Genomic DNA, 15,668 nt, shown 5'->3' with positions numbered 1-15,668 from the left:
ATGCAGACAGATCGAAAGGCAATACTTACTGATGAATTGCTTACTTGGTTAGGTGTTACGATTCAACCTCACAGATTCGGCGGAATTGAATTTTCAGTGGAAGGCAAAGAGATTGGTCACCTGCATGGAGATCATCTCGTCGACATGCTTTTGACGAAATCCAGACGCGATGAACTGATTGCTACCGGAAGAGCAGAGCCACATCATATTTATCCGGAGTCGGGCTGGGTGTCCGTTTATTTGAGATCAGAGGCAGACGTTCTCAATGCAATTGAGATATTACGTACCAAATATAAGCATATGAATAATAGGAGGTTGATTATATGACAATCGCAAATCCTTTTGTCGTGGTAGACAATTGTAAGGAAGAAATCGAGTTTTATCGAAGCGTGCTTGGCGGTGAGATCAAAATTTTAAGAAAACAGGACGATAACGTGTTAAATGCTGAATTGAATTTCGGAAGCACAAAGATCGTCTTCGCCGATACAATCGCAGCTAAGCCGTCTCTGAAAGGGGACTATATGAAGGTCATCCTGAGGCTCGAGACTGAAGAGGAATTTCACATGGTCAATGAAAACTTGGCTGCTGGCGGACATATCAATATTGAGAAGTATGAGGCTCCCTTTAACGGGTTGCTTGCCGCCATCACTGATCGAAACGGGATTGGCTGGGTGCTTTCATATTATAGAAGTTAACCCGATTTAGAAAATGAGGTTGCTGTAAGCTGCCTTTCGTTCTGCAAACCAATGTGGCTGACATTTTGCAACATGGCACTTACCCTCTAGCCAATCAAAATGCGGGTCAACCCAATGTTTTGGATTTATATCATTGGAATGAAGCACAAGAAGCTCGGAAGTAGTGGGATGGTAATCACCTAAATAACTTCATATTGAAAAATTTCTCCACCAAGTGCTCGTCGGAATTTCCTTAGCAGCTATCACAACCGTTTCTCCGATTTTAGGTGTTGCGATGTTGATATTTTGTGCTGAAGCAGCTTTTGTGACCCGTTCAATAGGATCAGTGCATAATTGAAAGGCAAGCGTGAACGCTGCCCAATGAATCGGCATCAATAGCTGCCCTCTAAGCTCGGTTGCCTAGCATCGGATCAAAAAGCAGTCTTTTACCCTCGATTTCCAGTAGAAAAGCCGAATGGCCAAACCACGTTACACGTGCAGCATGCTGAACCGTAATAGTATCAGCTAACCGAAAGGTCCCTACATCAATATTAGCTGCGGGATTTCGTTTCGCTCTTCCTTTTAGAGAATCTCTTAATAAACTGAATATAGTCGTCAAACTCATGCTCATATCGGTCGGAATTTGATTTTCGTATTTTTTCATCATTTGTGTATGGCACGCTTTACTCATTGTATCCTTTTACGATTCTCTGGCTGATCTCGGCAGCAGGAAAGTATTCTTCAAAGCCGTGAAAGCATCCGGGATATAAATGAAACTCGGTTGGCACACCGGCCTGCGTTAGCCTTAATACATAATCGATTGTTTCATCACGAAATGGATCTAAGTCACCAACACAGGTGTAAGTGGGTGGAAGTCCTGACAAATCGGTTGCACGTGCTGGAGCTGCATATTGCGATACTTCACCTTTACCACCTAAATACATTTCCCATCCAAATTGGTTTTTTGCTTGATTCCATACTCTTCCATCTGTGATTTCATTACTGGACTTGGTCATGCTCCGATCATCAATCATGGGATAGAGAGGCATTTGGAATACTATAGCAGGACCCTTACGATCTCTTGCCAAAAGGCAGACAGCGGCTGTTAATCCACCACCGGCACTCGGACCCACTACTGCGATTCTAGCAGAATCAACCCCCAGTTCTTTAGCATTTTCAGAGAACCATTGGAGTGCAGCATAACAATCATCAAGTGGAGCTGGATAAGGATGTTCTGGAGCCAGTCGATAATCCACTGAAACGATGACGCAATTGAGTTCGGATACCAACTGTTGCAAGGCGGGGTCCATCATATCTGCAGAACCAAGAATATAGCCGCCACCGTGAATATATAGAACACCTGGCAGGGTTTCATTCTTCACTCTTGGTTGATAAATTTTGATCCGGACATCTGGATCTCCATCTGCCCCTGGAACAAGTCTCTCTGATGTTAGAACTGTATCATTAACAGGCAACGATCCAGCTATACCCGCAAACATCTCACTCATCTCGTTTCTTTTGGCAGCTAAATTCTCTTGGGTATAAATGACTTCTGGAATATATGAAAATATTTCTTTAACTTCCGGGTTTATTTTACTCTCCATAATTCAACCATCCTTCGTCTATTAAAATCCTTACTTTCTTACCTATTTCGCCAAGCTGTTTGCCCCAACAGGTCGCGCATAGTAGTCATGTACTTTTCTTCCGACCCTGACCATCGCAGTTTAGCGGTTTCTTCCACATCCGGACCTGCGAGAAAACGCAGTCGGTCAGACTCATCGTTGGCAGCAGTGTAAATCTGATTGGCAACCTGGTTCTCATCCGCATTCTCAAATGGATAGTTCATCATCGATTGCAGCATGTAATCATAATAAGGTTTGTACGATTGAGGAATGGACAAGTCTTGAGTAGCGGACATGGTGTTCGACGTGAAGCTTGTTGTTAGCATGGCTCCTGGTTCCACAAGCTTGATCGAGATATTTTGCGATTCAAGCTCGTACGATAGCGATTCTGATAGCCCTTCGATTGCATGCTTAGTCGCGATATAGATCGCTAGAAGCGGGTTTGACGCAAAGCCCATATTCGAGGTGATATTCACAATGGTTCCTTTGCCTTGTTCGCGAAAATATGGCGTAATCGCCTGAATGACATTCATAACACCGAAGACATTGGTCTCGAAAATCCCGCGGATAACATTCAAAGGTGTTGCTTCAAAAATCGAGAGGATGCTGACTCCAGCGTTATTCACAACAGCGTCTATCTTCCCGAACCTAGCGATCCCTGCCGCAATCGCCGCCTCGATACTGGCGGGCTTTGTAACATCAAGCTCCGTTACGAAAATTCGTTCAGGATTTTCCGCTGCCAAGCGCTGGTCCGGTTTGCGCATTGTCGCAATCACATTCCATCCCTCTTTAGCAAATTTCCTGGCTGTCGTATTTCCCAATCCAGTCGAACATCCCGTAATCAAAACCGTTTTTATCATTGATCTATCTCCTTTTAATAACTTTTTGTTGTTCTATCTTAGCTTAGCAGGTGGTAGCGGCTCTAAGTCAATTCCATCTATCTGCTCCTTATTGGTAAAGGATTTGTTTGACTAAACGCAAGTTCGGATTGTAAAATACATTAGAGTAACTCTAACCATCAACGGGCGGTGAATGATATCTTATGGCTTATACAGTTAAGGAAGTTTCGCAAAAAACGGGGATAACTCCATACACACTGCGTTTTTATGAGAAAGAAGGCGTGTTGCCCATTGTTGACCGAGATGCGAATGGGGCGCGCATGTTTAATGACCATTACATCGATTGTGTTGAGACGGTACAAGCTCTGCGTTCAACAGGTTTACCTCTGGCGGAAATAAAGCAATATGTGGAATTATACAAGAATGGGAATAGTACATTGCAACAAAGGAAAAAGTTGCTGGTAAACCAGAAAGACAAAGTAGAGGACCAAATATCATTTCTAATGAAAACACTGGAAAAAATCAATTACAAATTGGCGTTAATTGATTCCCAAGATAATAAATTTGAAAAATTGCCATAAACAAGAAGGTGGAGATTGTTCATGTTTAAGCCAGAAAACTATATTGAGTCAAGAGAAGAGAACTATCAGCTTGTCATTAAGCAGCTATCCGCGTTACTGGACGGAGAAACTGATCGTGTGGCTAATTTAGCAAATGCGTCCGCTTTACTAAAAGGATTTCTTCATGAAGTGAACTGGGTGGGTTTTTATATTCTGCAAAAGGACGAGCTCGTTCTCGGTCCATTTCAAGGACTACCGGCTTGTGTACGCATCCCTTTGGGAAAAGGGGTCTGTGGTACAGCAGCGCAAACAAGGAAAACCATTCGAGTAGAAGATGTTCATCAGTTTCCAGGACATATTGCTTGTGATGAAGCATCGCAATCGGAGATTGTTCTGCCCATACTTCAAGGAACTGATTTAGTGGGCGTGCTGGATATCGACAGTCCCGTTAAGAATCGATTTGATGCGATAGATCAGCAATATTTAGAGAAGTTCGTTGAAGTATTGGTTGGATACGTATAAGGGGAGAGATCAAGCTTGGAAAAAAGCTACGTTTACTCGCGGGACGAAGAGAAGGCTTAATCGGCATAATAGTATATAACTTTAAGTACATCGCTCATGTGGCGATGTACTTCTTTGCGTTGTGCTCAAGCGTGTAGATGTCAGCCGTTATTTCGTGCAGCAAATGTGCGACAACGCGATCATCCACGAAAAGCTAGGCTGCATCAAAATTTTGACAGTCTGAATACCGGCTTCAAAATCTTGCATAAACCTGACGGCTATATTCATAGGAATTTGATCTCCCCTCGTTAGAAATACGCTTAGTTTTAAACAATATTTGCGCTGATCTGTCACCGAGATTATGTATAAATAAATCATAATACTTTATAGACCTGAATTGGACCAGAGTAAAAGCCGTGAAGTCGTGCAGGACGGGGACTTAGAATATAAACATCAGATTTAATAATAAAATCCTCTATTTATTTTAAAAATTCCTTTACAGGAATATTCCTCATATGGTATATTTCATTTATGGAAAAAATTTATTGAAAGGAGTTGATAAGGAAGTGATGAACGAAGAAGTAACTATCTATATCGAGAAATTAGGAGCAGCATGGCAAATTGAACTTTCAATGCGACTGAGAGAGATGGTTCACGAAACCATCACATCGGTTGAAGAACGGATTCAATATAAGAAGCCCCATTTTCTGAAAAATGGTCACTATGCTGCGGTGATTTCACCCTCGAAGGATGCCATTGCCTTCATGATCATGAACACAGTGGGGCTGGAATTTCCAAAGGGCTTCGAAGGACCGCCGGAACGCAAATGGATCAAAATTAAAGAGGGAGTTTCTCCAGACTACACTTTGCTTTCCTCTCTACTTGCTCAGGCCTCCCAAGCTCTCTAATGAAGAGAAAGCCTTGGGTTGGAGGAGAATGAGATGAATCCGGAAATCCTCCGTGCTTTAGCAGAGCCAACCCGATTGCGAATTGTGGAGCTATTGCGCAATGGCCCTATTACCGTAGGGGAGATTGCGAGTAAACTCCAAATCCGGCAGCCACAAGCATCCAAACACTTAAAAGTGCTTAACGAAGCACAAATCGTAGATGTGGATTCGGTTGCTAATCGTCGATTCTACAAACTAAGATCCCAGTCTCTTCAGGAGATGGATTACTGGCTTAGCACGTTTCGTAGTCTGTGGAAAAATCAATATGATGAGTTAGATGAGTATCTAACTCAATTTCAAAACCAAAGAAGCCGGGAGGAATAGAAGTGGAAAAACATGAAGTGTTGTTGACTCGTGAATTTAATGCACCGCGCGAACTCGTATTTAAGGTGTGGACGAAAGCTGAGCATTTTGGCAAATGGTGGGGACCAAAGGGATTCTCACTTGAAATAAGTAAGATGGATGCTCATTCAGGGGGAATGTTTCTCGGTTGTCAGAAATCCCCTGATGGGATGAGTATGTGGGGAAAATTTGTTTATCAAGAGGTGAACGAGCCAGAGAAACTTGTGTTCGTTCAATCGTTCAGTGATGAACAAGGGAATACAGTACGTGCTCCATTTAACCCGAATTGGCCGCTTGAGATAATTAACATCCTGACATTTACGGAGGATAATGGAAAGACCACAGTAACATTCAGCGGCGGTCCCGTGAATGCATCAGAAGAAGAAGTGGCAGTGTTTGAAGCCATGAAGCCGATGGTCAAACAAGGGTTCGGCGGTACATTCGAACAGTTGGACCAATACTTAGCCAGCCAACAATAAAGAGTAAAAGCGACGTTCCAATTACGGGATGTCGCTTTTTTTAGTTGGCTCGCTTTTATGACTCCCAATTCTATTTTGTTGATTATTGGTTCGGGTTTCGAAGATTACTGCCAAAGGTTTCTCATCTCAAGAATAACTGTGGATATTCTCCACAGTTATTCTCATTGCTCCTACTTCTTGAACAGCGGTTTGCTGCTTAAGGCCAGGTGGCACCTTATTACAGGTATCCCGGGCCTTTTTGCTACATTATTAGCATTTCTATCGGTATTGAGCAATATTGGATCCAGAAATCTAGATATATATTGAAGCTATTCGGGAGCGTGGGAGATGGTCGCCTAAAGACTTATCTCTGCATTTCAAAATTTTCTTCCCAAATCAACCATTCTCCACTTTCATTTGGTCCTATTATCGTTGTATAGGGACTATTATATTTATATAAAGATGAATATCTATTCGCTGTAATCTTTACACGATTATTCTCCTCCATTGCATAATTAATATCTGAATAAATATCTAAATCATTCTTATCTTTGGCAATAGGCATAGCAATAATTATTAGTTCTTTGAATTCTTTACCACTATACGACATAATCTTTTGATTGCCTGATTGAACCACGGTAAACTTGATTTCTGCTGAATCGGAATATAAATTAGTTATTTTATCATTAAATTCTTGAGACAAAGTTTGATATTCTTCAAATAAATTCTTCGCTTTCTGGATCATTTTATTTTCTTCATTCGATTTCGTACACGCAATTAGAAACAAACAACTCAAAAGCATGATTATAATTATAAATTTTAGGAATTTCATAAGAATATACTCCTTTTGTTAAATGTAGTAATTCAGGATTATACGGATAGTTATACAAAAATTGCCAAAAATTAACTATATCATGAAATAGTTCAATTGAATAGTACTATTTACAATAAGTCAAAAAGAACATACAGTCGTAAACTCTATACTCAGAGTTATATCTGCATGTTCTATATAGAGTTTCTTTATCGGGCTCTTTTGGGCACTGCATACTTGCGAAGTATATCAAGTCATCGAGTTTCGAAGTAATATGGATTAATAGATACTGTTTTTGTAAAAAAGCGTCAGTCATTTCACCCTGAAGATGCGATGACCGAATCTGCGTACGAGAATGAGCGCAGCGGCCAAGTAAACGAGTGTTATAATCACGACTGCAATAGTAAATGGGAGCGCTGGGGCTTTCACTACTATACTGATCCCGGATGCCGAGGACACCACAATGTTCACGAGATAAAAGAAAGGATTTTTCACATTCAGTTCGGTCGAGTAGGGCTGAAAGATATAGTACATCAACAGATGATGGACGGAGAAGAAAACGGACAGCACCAACACGCACACCCACAGCAGGAGCAAATCCAAGTTTAGTGGCTCGCCGGCTGCTAGGACAATCAGCGTCAGCGCAGCTCCGAGAGCAGCGGCGATCGTCAGATTCAGCCCAATGATTCGGTACAGGCGGATGCGGAAATGCTGGTTCGCGGCGTTCCGGTAGAAGCTGTAATGCAGCAGGCTGAGGTCGCAGTTGTAAAATATGGCGCGGCACACCTTTTCCCCTACAGTCAGGAAGTTCAAAATTAAAACCAGAAAAGGAAGGACAATCCCCAAGTTTGCACTCAAAAGGGTAGTAGGTTGACTGTCCAGCGCTGCAAAGACTATGCCCGCAACGCTTACAACGCCAATGATTGCTAGTCTTTTATAGACCGGTTGCTTGATCAGGCTGCGATGCCGTGCGAAAAAAAGTGCATTCAGATAAGCATAGCCTTCCTTTGTTTTGAACTTGTCGGCCTGTATCGTCGCCGAAGCGTAATCGCTATCTTTGGATCGGACACTCGTTTTCTGTGCATCTGACATCATGCGCCCGATATCCAGCAGTGGATCGTCCCGTTTCGTTGCAACGTCTACTGCCGTTCGGTAATCGGGATACCGCGCCAGCCGCACCGCAGCGAAAATGCCCAATGCCGTAATGACGAGAACAGTAGGCAAACCAATTAGCAGCGAGCCGCTATTTGGCGTCCAATGGAGGAGTAGCGGCGTATAAGCGGCCGTATAGCAAAGTCCGATGATTAACCAAATAATCAAGTTGTTTCGGATCAGCACCACACCGGTTTTCTCAAACAACTTCAGATGCATATACTCGCAGAATACCCGCCAAAATGTGATTGTCAGAGCCAACGCCAGCGCTTGCGTGATAGAGGCGTCCAGCAAGGAAGTAAAGATTAGCAGTGCAGGAATATAATAGACAAAATATGTACAGTAGCGGTAACTGAGCGAAGTCCGCATATACGTGGCTGGCGAAAGTCGCATTAGCTTCACGGCGATATATTTCTCCCGTTTCGGCTCTAGCACGGAGGCAGAGGTAATACCCGCCGCGACAAAGCTAAGCAGCAAGAAAATGTGCAAAAACAGCTGCAGTTGATCTCCCTGAGGCAGCGACCGATTCAGTACAACGGCAGGCAAGTAAACGAACAGACCTGTATATGCTACCTTGGAAAACAGTCCCCAAAGGACATTCAGAATGAGTGCGATGATGGTAACGGTTTTTTTGACATGCAATTTGGCGTAGACGGTGTCCGGTATCCGTCTGCCGATCAGCGGAAGCTTCTGCGCGTAATAAATAAACCGGTTGGCTGCCGAGGATGTCCGGATGGCAAGCAGCGTATTAAGCGTTCTCAGCATGGTGATCATCCTTTAGCAAATGGATAATGCGCTGTTCGAATTCCGGACTGTGCAACAGCTCGGCTGGAACGGCGGACAGACGGCCATTGTTCAGCACAACAAGCTCATCGCATAAATCGGAAGCAAGCTGTAAAATATGGGTGGAGAAAATGAGAATATGATCACGCTTCATCTCACGCAACATATTTTTCATCTCTAACGCCACGATGACGTCGAAGGAGGTTAGCGGCTCGTCGAGCAGAATAATCGGCGGTTTCGTAATCAGGAGCAGCAGCATCTGAATTTTATTTTTCATCCCGTGGGAGTAACTCTTGATCAGCCTGTGCTGGTCATCCTTCGCCATGCTTAAGATCTCAAAATAAGTATCGATGCTGGTGGCAGGCTGCCGTTTGTCCTGATTAATATCCATGAAGAACTTAATGAATTCATAGCCAGTCAGAAACTCAGGCAAAATCGGCAACGAGTACACATATCCGACGTCCTCTTCACGGAGCTCCCGTACAACGCCATTTACCTCAAGATGAGCTTGTCCCCCATCCATTTTCGTCTCGCCGCTCAAACAGTTGAACAGCGTCGTCTTCCCGACTCCGTTACGGCCGAGCAGTCCATAAATCTTTCCTTTCTGGAATCTGAATTCAACGCCTTGAAGCACCTCTTTGTCGCCGAATTTCTTGATGATGTTGTCCAGAGTCAATTGCAAGTGTAACGCCTCCGTTCGCTTCGAAATGTTGTGCTTTTGTTCTTGTACGTTGGAAATAGCGGATAGTTACGGACGAGGTTAAGAGAAGAAGAATTGCGAAGAAAAAAACATAGGGGAAGATCGTGATGCAACGATATGCTATAATTGGATTTATTTTACTGGAGGTACAAGTTCAAATGAGATGGAGTTCATTTACGCTAGGAATCCTATTTATTATGTCAATTTTAGTATCTGCATGCACGGGCGAAAAAACAGTTGGCGATTTGCCTCTCATCAAGGAAACGGAGCATGGTCAATTTTATAGTCCGGATTCGAATGCGGATAAAAGACAAGCGATATCTATGCTAGCAGAAGCATTAGAAGCAAATTACATGCGAATCACTAACCTATTTCAATATGAATCTGCGAACAAGACGTTAGTCCACGTATATACAGATAAAGCAGAATTTCAGCAAATGATCGGTCGAGACACGGAGGGAACTTATGTAGCCTCAGAAAATATCATTAATGTGTATGCACCTGCAAGCCTCTATATACAATGGAAGACAGATTTGCAGAAGGCGTAGGTAGCTGGAGTGATTGAATTAGTGAAAGTACTTACAGAACCCTTAAAGTCGAGCGAACCGCTGCTCTGTCTTTTCAAGATATAGCATTCTTGTCTCTAAGCTGCGATCTTCCATGCCAGTATAATTATACCAGCGGAGATTGCGGCGGATTCCCATTTTGCGAAAAGTACCACGGAATAGAATCTTGGTGATTGGATTTCCAAATATCCAGCGATAGATGAAGTCCGGAGTGCTCATTACTGTCAACAAGGTAACCCCTTTAATGTTAGGAAGCAGACTAATAAATGGACGCCCCGGTTTAGATTCCTTATAAATAATCCCTTTAACGAATACCTTATCGAGGAATCCTTTAGTAAGAGCAGGCATTGATTCCCACCAGATCGGGAAGAGGAAGACGATATGATTTGCTGCAATAAGACGTTGTTGGTAATCGGATATGAGAGGATCGTTGGTCTTCTTTTGCCGCCATGAGGCAAGGTCTTCGGCAGACATAACTGGATTAAATCCATCGGTATATAAATCAATAAGATCAATCTTGTGACCCTTTGTGGTAAGGCCACGCATCACAGCGGCCAATAAAGCCGCGGAATAACTCCTGTGGTTTGGAACATTGTCGGAAGCGGACGCCCCATACGGATGATCGAAGATAATTACAATATTCATACACACACCTCATCGTTAAAATATTGTTTCCAAGAAATAAAATAGTAACCTTGGAAATAATAATACATTTATGTTTCCTTGCTGTCAATATTGTTTCTAAGAAACTTTATATCTTTTATGGTTTTTGTTACACTGAGTATAAGATGAGCTTACAAGGAGACTGTTCAATGATGCACTCTTTTGAAAATTTGCCTGATAAGGATTTTTTAATAAAAAAATTGATGGAGACCATTCCTAAATTACAGAAGCGGTTTCAATCGGAGGATGACGAAGAGCAGGTCTGGTTGATCCAGAACTGCAGCAATCCCGTTATTATCGATTTTCTCAAAGAGTCCACGGTCATGATGCTTCATGTAATAGATGCTATTGGACAGCTGGAGCCGGTGAATGGTACTTCCATCTCGAAGCAATTTGGAATTCCAAAAGGCAGTGTGTCCAAGATCACTAGAAGATTAGTTCAACAGAAAATTATCGGCACAGAATTTCTCTTAGATAATAAAAAAGAAATTCTCTTTCACACAACTCCTTTGGGAAAAGAAATATTCGATTTGCATCAAGCCCTGCATAAGCAGATGGGTATTGGAATAAATCGTTTTCTTCAGAGATATGATACGAATGAATTGTTATTCCTTATCAAAGGCCTTGAGGATACCTTGGAGGCGTCTTGGGTTAATTCGGAATTCGTTCCTGCAAAGTCTGAGGAAGAGAGTTCAATCCACATCAAGGAACATCCGGGATCAACGGAAGGCGAGGAAATGAATGATATCGTAGATATGCTTAAACAACTGGATACACGGAGCCTTAAAAAAGCTAAGTTGATTCTTAAGGATGTTTTCTTCACCTCTTTTGATGAGTAAAGATGTTCAAGAGCAAAGGATGATTAGTGCACCTAAAGGGTTCTAATTAATTAGGATAAGGATGTGTAGATTACAGTGGATCTTCGACTAAACGAACAAGAAGAAATAATAAGTGCGGCTGAACGATTTTGTAGATCAGAACTGGAAAACGATCCGACTGGCCATGATTGGTGGCATATCCATCGTGTAGTACAGATGGCGAAGAGGTTGGCTCAAGAAGAAAGCGCGGATGCTTTCATTTGTACGATCGCTGCGCTTCTACACGATGTTGCGGACGAGAAGCTCAATGACTCGAAGGAGAGCGGACTTCGCAAAGTACGCGAGTGGCTCGAGGGACAACCCACGTCAGATGAGGAGCGCCAGCACATTATGGAAATCATCTCTACCATGTCCTATAATGCCGGGACAAATCCGCCAATGCGTTCATTGGAAGGTAAAGTGGTGCAAGATGCTGATCGACTCGACGCTATCGGCGCGATAGCGATTGCCAGAACGTTCCTATATGCCGGATGGATAGGTCATCCCATTCATGACCCGCAGTTACCACCTCGGAACTCAATGACAGCTGGGGAGTATCGGCATGATAAGAGTACGGCTATTAATCATTTTCATGAAAAGCTTCTAAAGCTCAAGGATCGTGTAAATACTTCTTCTGCTAGACGAATTGCTGAAGAGCGGCACCTTTATATGGAGCAATACATCGAGCAGTTTTACAAAGAATGGGAAGGGCAAGTGTAGATTCGGCAAGGTAGCGAGGTGGACAGGCAATTGGCCTGGGTTGAGTTATTCCCTGGGGATGATCATTCAGCAGTTTTGAATTACATGTTTGGTTTGGAGGATAAATATCGTTTCTTATATTGAATTCAAAAATGAGGGGGAGAAGTATGGAATTTACCTTTCGTCATGAACAAGATAAAATAATGCGGTTGCTTGCGATTCATTTGCCGGTAATGGATCTAACGGCTTCAGTAATTTGGTACACGGAGTATCTAGAATTAAGCTTATTGAAGCAAACTAACTCTAGTGCGGAACTAGCGGTGTTGGAAAATGGAATAACTGTTCACCCAACTCTGGTTTTAACAAGGACAGAGTCTAGTCATCGGTTGAATTACGAAAAGGATGGTCGTTTACGCAGCATGGTAATGATGCACGCATCCAATTTGGAAGGGATTAGGGATAAGATGATACATGCGGGGGTAAATGTCACGTTGTCGCATGCTGATCAAGAGGATGATGGGTGTGGTCGTTTCTTTGAGGCAACGGATCCCTCTGGCAATATTATTCAAATTCAAGCCAATGATGGAGAGTCACCTGCTGATCATGAAAGGGTTGAAGCGATTTTCAATCTTGAAATTCCCGTATCAGATGTACATAAGTCCGCACGGTTTTATACGGATGTCCTGGGATTTCAGTTAATTCGTGAGCCTGATGATCAATTAGCCATTGTAAAAACAGGCCCGTTTTACAAGATCAGATTTGGTTACTTGGATGTGCAAGAATTTGGTTTCTTTTTGTTTCGTCATGAGAGAAGTACGGCTCTGCATTTCAAGAATAACGCTGGTCAAATACGAGAATGCCTTGTTCTACAAGCCAATGATACTGCCGCTCTGCATGAGCATCTTACAAGTAAGGGCCACATAATCATGGAAACGGAAGGTAAAACGGATTCTGGTCAAATGAGCTTCCAAATCATTGATCCTGATGGAAATCGTATTAAAATAGTACCTTGGGAAGAGAGTCCGTTTAAGACAAATATCATAAAACAATCCGTTCAATGCTAGTAAGATGTTGTAATGTTCTTGCCATATGACTGAGTATATAAACCAAAGGCCGGGAGGCACCTTGTTCTAGGTGTCACCGGCCTTTGATCTGCATATATAGATAAATCTACTCAAGGCCATTTACTTATCGTCCTTTACAGGAATATTTGTATTGTTTGTTTGTTGATCATCACTAACACTGTTAGCTTTTTTAAGCGCTTGGTCAATTTTCAATGCAAGTTCGTGAAGTTTTGCAGGGATATCTTCATCTTTTGTCGTAAGAAGCTTTTCAAATTGTTCCGTTAAATCTTTATCTTCATTCCATGTTTTGAAAAAACTGTAGTCCGTTGAAATCGTTGCATAGCTAAGCTCACCAACGTAAACACTTTTGACCGGATCTGAGTTTTGACCTACAGCTTCAGCCATTAGCTTGCTTGTTGCCAAAGTTCTCCCTGCAAACTTAATTGAATCAGCATTCTTAGATAGAGTGAGATACTTAATGAATTCCCAAGCTTCCTGAGGGTGCTTGCTGTTCTGAGATATCCCGAATCCAATAAAAGATGTTGGGTTGGCGCGCTTTCCATCTGCGAAATGAGGCAAGGGAGCAACGCCTAATTTACTTGCATTATCCCCCATAAAAGTAGAAAATGTAGTACCCATGCCACCGAGAATCATCCCGATTTGATGACCATCAAATTGCGGAAAGATACCTCCATTGATTGGTGTAATCTGTCCACTATCATGGTAATAAGCATTTAACCACTGAATGGTACGAACTGCCTCTGGACTATCTAAATACCCAACTGAAGTCGTTTTATCGGGTGATAGCAGCCCTTTTTCCAGACTTCCTAGCAGTAAATCAAGAGTGTCAATCGTGTAATTTAATAAAGGTCCTTTTGTTGGATTGACTACCTTCGAAATTTCTCTAAATTGTTCCCAGGTCCAATTACCTTGTGGATAGGGTGTGTTTGCTGCATCGAAAAGCTCTTTATTAAATAGAATAGCACTTGAATGGGCTGCAAAGGGTATTGTAAGCAGTTTGCCATCTCGCGTTGCTAGTCCGAGTATCTGCTTATTAATATCTATTTTTTCTGAGCCAGATATTTTCAATAAATCAAATAATAGTCCTTTTTTATCTATTACTGAGAGGTCGGCCAAAGAAATCCCAAGGATATCTGGTGATTCCTTGCTTTCAAGCAACTTTTCAGTATCATCTGGCAAGAACGAAAAAAAAGTTCCTTGTTCTGTTCTCTTAATTATCGACTCAGGTAAATAATCGAGAATGACTGTAATTAATGGGTTTATCGTGTGGAAATTCTCAACTGCATCGGTGTAAAACGTAGCATCAGGCCCTAAAGGAACTAAGCTTTTAGGAACGTCAACCAAGAAATGAATCTCAACGGGCTCTGTTGCTTCCTTAACTTTGTTGCATGCGGACGAAGTGAAAGCAATTAAGAGTATGATAATAATCACAACCATTTTTTTAATCTTCACTTTGTCTCATCCTCTTTTTTTAGATATAAATAAATCATAATCTATTAAAGACTTGAGATATAGGAGCATTTTGTTAGATTTAGTGTTTATTTGTTAGCTAAATGTCTTATGGACGAAAGGTTTATATATTGTTTCTAAAAAGAAGGAAAACAATTAGAATATAGTTAAGAATCGTATGCTAACAAAGGAGGAAAAAATGCTACAACCACTACATGGTATTTTCCCTATTGATAAAAGAATTGCTGGCATACATAGTATTCCAATTACCGATGATGGATTAATTGTTATGGTTTGGGATAAGAATGAAAAGGCTCTAACTACAGTTGGAGGAAGAATAGAAAATGATGAGGATATCCATACTGCTTTAGATCGCGAGACAATAGAAGAAGCGGGTATTATTTTAGAATCGCTGAGAATACCCATTGCTTCATGGTACTGGGAAAGTACGGATACATACACTATCTTTGTTATGGCGCGAGTAAAGAAATATACAAAGATACCAGAAGGTTTTGAGACGACTGGAATGGTTAGGATGAATTTTGAAACAGCTCGACAAATTGTATTTAAAATGGAAGGTGAAGGACTTCGCACTGAGCTCTTAGCGCTAGCTGAACAAGTATATCTTAAGTTTTTTGAATAAAACGGGCAATGTAGAGAGAGTAGGATTCTAATGAAACGAATTGAACAAATAATTATCGGAGGACAAACGTTATACCATTAGTGAAGTGGCAACAAGCGTTGCCTATTATGATGCCTACTATTTCAGCAGGCTTTTCAAAAAACATACTGGATATCCGCCAAGTCAACTCAGGCTTAACAATAAAAAGCTTATATAAACTGAACACAAATAGGATCGGGGTAACCTTTTTACAGGTGGCCACGGTCCTTGTTTTATTTAATAATGTTAATAGGATCATAACGTCAATCTTTATCGTGTTAAAAAGTTTATTATAGATA

At 41.8% G+C, this 15,668-nt stretch carries 22 protein-coding genes; 13 read left to right on the top strand and 9 right to left on the bottom strand.

Annotated features, from left to right (window positions below; genetic code table 11):
- Both EHS13_RS33185 and EHS13_RS33180 read left to right on the top strand, forming a co-directional pair.
- The gene (locus EHS13_RS33185) at positions 1 to 327 is read left to right on the top strand and encodes a luciferase domain-containing protein (RefSeq protein ID WP_155704500.1); all 327 of its coding nucleotides are present in this window, start codon (positions 1 to 3) and stop codon (positions 325 to 327) included.
- The gene (locus EHS13_RS33180; RefSeq protein ID WP_155704498.1) at positions 324 to 695 is read left to right on the top strand and encodes a VOC family protein; all 372 of its coding nucleotides are present in this window, start codon (positions 324 to 326) and stop codon (positions 693 to 695) included. Before EHS13_RS33185 ends, EHS13_RS33180 begins: the two co-directional genes overlap by 4 nt.
- Before the next feature lie 189 nt (positions 696 to 884).
- Here EHS13_RS33180 and EHS13_RS37660 read toward each other — a convergent pair whose 3' ends face one another.
- The 4 genes from EHS13_RS37660 to EHS13_RS33165 are packed head-to-tail and all read right to left on the bottom strand — an operon-like array spanning position 885 to position 3,156.
- Positions 885 to 1,070: an SH3 domain-containing protein gene (locus tag EHS13_RS37660; protein ID WP_227013661.1), complete on the bottom strand. Its 186-nt coding sequence runs from the start codon at positions 1,068 to 1,070 to the stop codon at positions 885 to 887.
- 10 nt (positions 1,071 to 1,080) lie between these two features.
- Complete coding sequence (locus EHS13_RS37655; RefSeq protein ID WP_227013660.1) at positions 1,081 to 1,341, bottom strand: MBL fold metallo-hydrolase; 261 nt, start codon at positions 1,339 to 1,341, stop codon at positions 1,081 to 1,083.
- A gap of 16 nt (positions 1,342 to 1,357) precedes the next feature.
- Complete coding sequence (locus EHS13_RS33170) at positions 1,358 to 2,278, bottom strand: alpha/beta hydrolase (RefSeq protein ID WP_155704496.1); 921 nt, start codon at positions 2,276 to 2,278, stop codon at positions 1,358 to 1,360.
- A 38-nt stretch (positions 2,279 to 2,316) separates the two neighbouring features.
- The gene (locus tag EHS13_RS33165) at positions 2,317 to 3,156 is read right to left on the bottom strand and encodes an SDR family oxidoreductase (protein WP_155704495.1); all 840 of its coding nucleotides are present in this window, start codon (positions 3,154 to 3,156) and stop codon (positions 2,317 to 2,319) included.
- Between the two features lie 182 nt (positions 3,157 to 3,338).
- Here EHS13_RS33165 and EHS13_RS33160 point away from each other — a divergent pair, with 182 nt between their 5' ends.
- From EHS13_RS33160 to EHS13_RS33140, 5 genes are all read left to right on the top strand, one after another.
- Positions 3,339 to 3,716, top strand: coding sequence for a MerR family transcriptional regulator (locus tag EHS13_RS33160; protein ID WP_155704493.1), 378 nt, complete (start codon positions 3,339 to 3,341; stop codon positions 3,714 to 3,716).
- Positions 3,717 to 3,737: 21 nt separating this feature from the next.
- Positions 3,738 to 4,217: a GAF domain-containing protein gene (locus EHS13_RS33155; protein ID WP_155704492.1), complete on the top strand. Its 480-nt coding sequence runs from the start codon at positions 3,738 to 3,740 to the stop codon at positions 4,215 to 4,217.
- Positions 4,218 to 4,765: 548 nt separating this feature from the next.
- On the top strand, positions 4,766 to 5,104 hold the full coding sequence (locus EHS13_RS33150; protein ID WP_155705610.1) for a DUF1801 domain-containing protein: 339 nt from the start codon (positions 4,766 to 4,768) through the stop codon (positions 5,102 to 5,104).
- A gap of 33 nt (positions 5,105 to 5,137) precedes the next feature.
- Complete coding sequence (locus tag EHS13_RS33145; protein ID WP_155704490.1) at positions 5,138 to 5,467, top strand: ArsR/SmtB family transcription factor; 330 nt, start codon at positions 5,138 to 5,140, stop codon at positions 5,465 to 5,467.
- A gap of 2 nt (positions 5,468 to 5,469) precedes the next feature.
- Positions 5,470 to 5,964 carry an SRPBCC family protein gene (locus tag EHS13_RS33140; RefSeq protein WP_405083534.1) on the top strand — a complete coding sequence of 165 codons (495 nt, stop codon included), beginning with the start codon at positions 5,470 to 5,472 and terminating at the stop codon, positions 5,962 to 5,964.
- Between the two features lie 343 nt (positions 5,965 to 6,307).
- On the opposite strand, the gene EHS13_RS33135 is transcribed toward EHS13_RS33140, so the two are convergent.
- The 3 genes from EHS13_RS33135 to EHS13_RS33125 all read right to left on the bottom strand — a co-directional run bounded on the left by EHS13_RS33135 (position 6,308) and on the right by EHS13_RS33125 (position 9,371).
- On the bottom strand, positions 6,308 to 6,688 hold the full coding sequence (locus EHS13_RS33135) for a hypothetical protein (protein ID WP_155704486.1): 381 nt from the start codon (positions 6,686 to 6,688) through the stop codon (positions 6,308 to 6,310).
- A gap of 378 nt (positions 6,689 to 7,066) precedes the next feature.
- Complete coding sequence (locus EHS13_RS33130) at positions 7,067 to 8,680, bottom strand: hypothetical protein (RefSeq protein ID WP_227013659.1); 1,614 nt, start codon at positions 8,678 to 8,680, stop codon at positions 7,067 to 7,069.
- Positions 8,655 to 9,371, bottom strand: coding sequence for an ABC transporter ATP-binding protein (locus tag EHS13_RS33125; RefSeq protein WP_155704483.1), 717 nt, complete (start codon positions 9,369 to 9,371; stop codon positions 8,655 to 8,657). The genes EHS13_RS33130 and EHS13_RS33125 overlap by 26 nt, the downstream gene beginning before the upstream one ends.
- A gap of 215 nt (positions 9,372 to 9,586) precedes the next feature.
- Here EHS13_RS33125 and EHS13_RS33120 point away from each other — a divergent pair, with 215 nt between their 5' ends.
- Positions 9,587 to 9,937, top strand: coding sequence for a hypothetical protein (locus EHS13_RS33120; protein WP_155704481.1), 351 nt, complete (start codon positions 9,587 to 9,589; stop codon positions 9,935 to 9,937).
- 42 nt (positions 9,938 to 9,979) lie between these two features.
- Here EHS13_RS33120 and EHS13_RS33115 read toward each other — a convergent pair whose 3' ends face one another.
- The gene (locus tag EHS13_RS33115; RefSeq protein ID WP_155704480.1) at positions 9,980 to 10,600 is read right to left on the bottom strand and encodes an NAD(P)H-dependent oxidoreductase; all 621 of its coding nucleotides are present in this window, start codon (positions 10,598 to 10,600) and stop codon (positions 9,980 to 9,982) included.
- A 167-nt stretch (positions 10,601 to 10,767) separates the two neighbouring features.
- Between EHS13_RS33115 and EHS13_RS33110 the strand changes: the two genes are divergently transcribed.
- From EHS13_RS33110 to EHS13_RS33100, 3 genes are all read left to right on the top strand, one after another.
- On the top strand, positions 10,768 to 11,457 hold the full coding sequence (locus tag EHS13_RS33110; protein WP_155704479.1) for a helix-turn-helix domain-containing protein: 690 nt from the start codon (positions 10,768 to 10,770) through the stop codon (positions 11,455 to 11,457).
- Positions 11,458 to 11,532: 75 nt separating this feature from the next.
- Complete coding sequence (locus EHS13_RS33105) at positions 11,533 to 12,195, top strand: HD domain-containing protein (protein ID WP_155704478.1); 663 nt, start codon at positions 11,533 to 11,535, stop codon at positions 12,193 to 12,195.
- A 146-nt stretch (positions 12,196 to 12,341) separates the two neighbouring features.
- A complete protein-coding gene (locus EHS13_RS33100; protein WP_162463375.1) occupies positions 12,342 to 13,238 on the top strand; it encodes a VOC family protein in 897 nt (298 codons plus the stop codon).
- A gap of 120 nt (positions 13,239 to 13,358) precedes the next feature.
- Here the strand turns inward: EHS13_RS33100 and EHS13_RS33095 are convergent, their stop codons facing one another.
- Entirely contained in the window at positions 13,359 to 14,711 is a 1,353-nt protein-coding gene (locus tag EHS13_RS33095) for an extracellular solute-binding protein (protein WP_155704475.1), read from the bottom strand.
- A 196-nt stretch (positions 14,712 to 14,907) separates the two neighbouring features.
- Here EHS13_RS33095 and EHS13_RS33090 point away from each other — a divergent pair, with 196 nt between their 5' ends.
- The gene (locus EHS13_RS33090; RefSeq protein ID WP_155704474.1) at positions 14,908 to 15,351 is read left to right on the top strand and encodes an NUDIX domain-containing protein; all 444 of its coding nucleotides are present in this window, start codon (positions 14,908 to 14,910) and stop codon (positions 15,349 to 15,351) included.
- A 76-nt stretch (positions 15,352 to 15,427) separates the two neighbouring features.
- The gene (locus EHS13_RS33085) at positions 15,428 to 15,547 is read left to right on the top strand and encodes a helix-turn-helix domain-containing protein (RefSeq protein WP_155705609.1); all 120 of its coding nucleotides are present in this window, start codon (positions 15,428 to 15,430) and stop codon (positions 15,545 to 15,547) included.
- Positions 15,548 to 15,668 lie beyond the last annotated feature (121 nt).

It is taken from the genome of Paenibacillus psychroresistens (assembly GCF_009728935.1).
Lineage (GTDB): Bacteria > Bacillota > Bacilli > Paenibacillales > NBRC-103111 > Paenibacillus_AC > Paenibacillus_AC psychroresistens.
The sequence above is the reverse complement of the archived record's forward strand: the minus strand, read 5'-3'. Positions and strand labels throughout refer to the sequence as shown.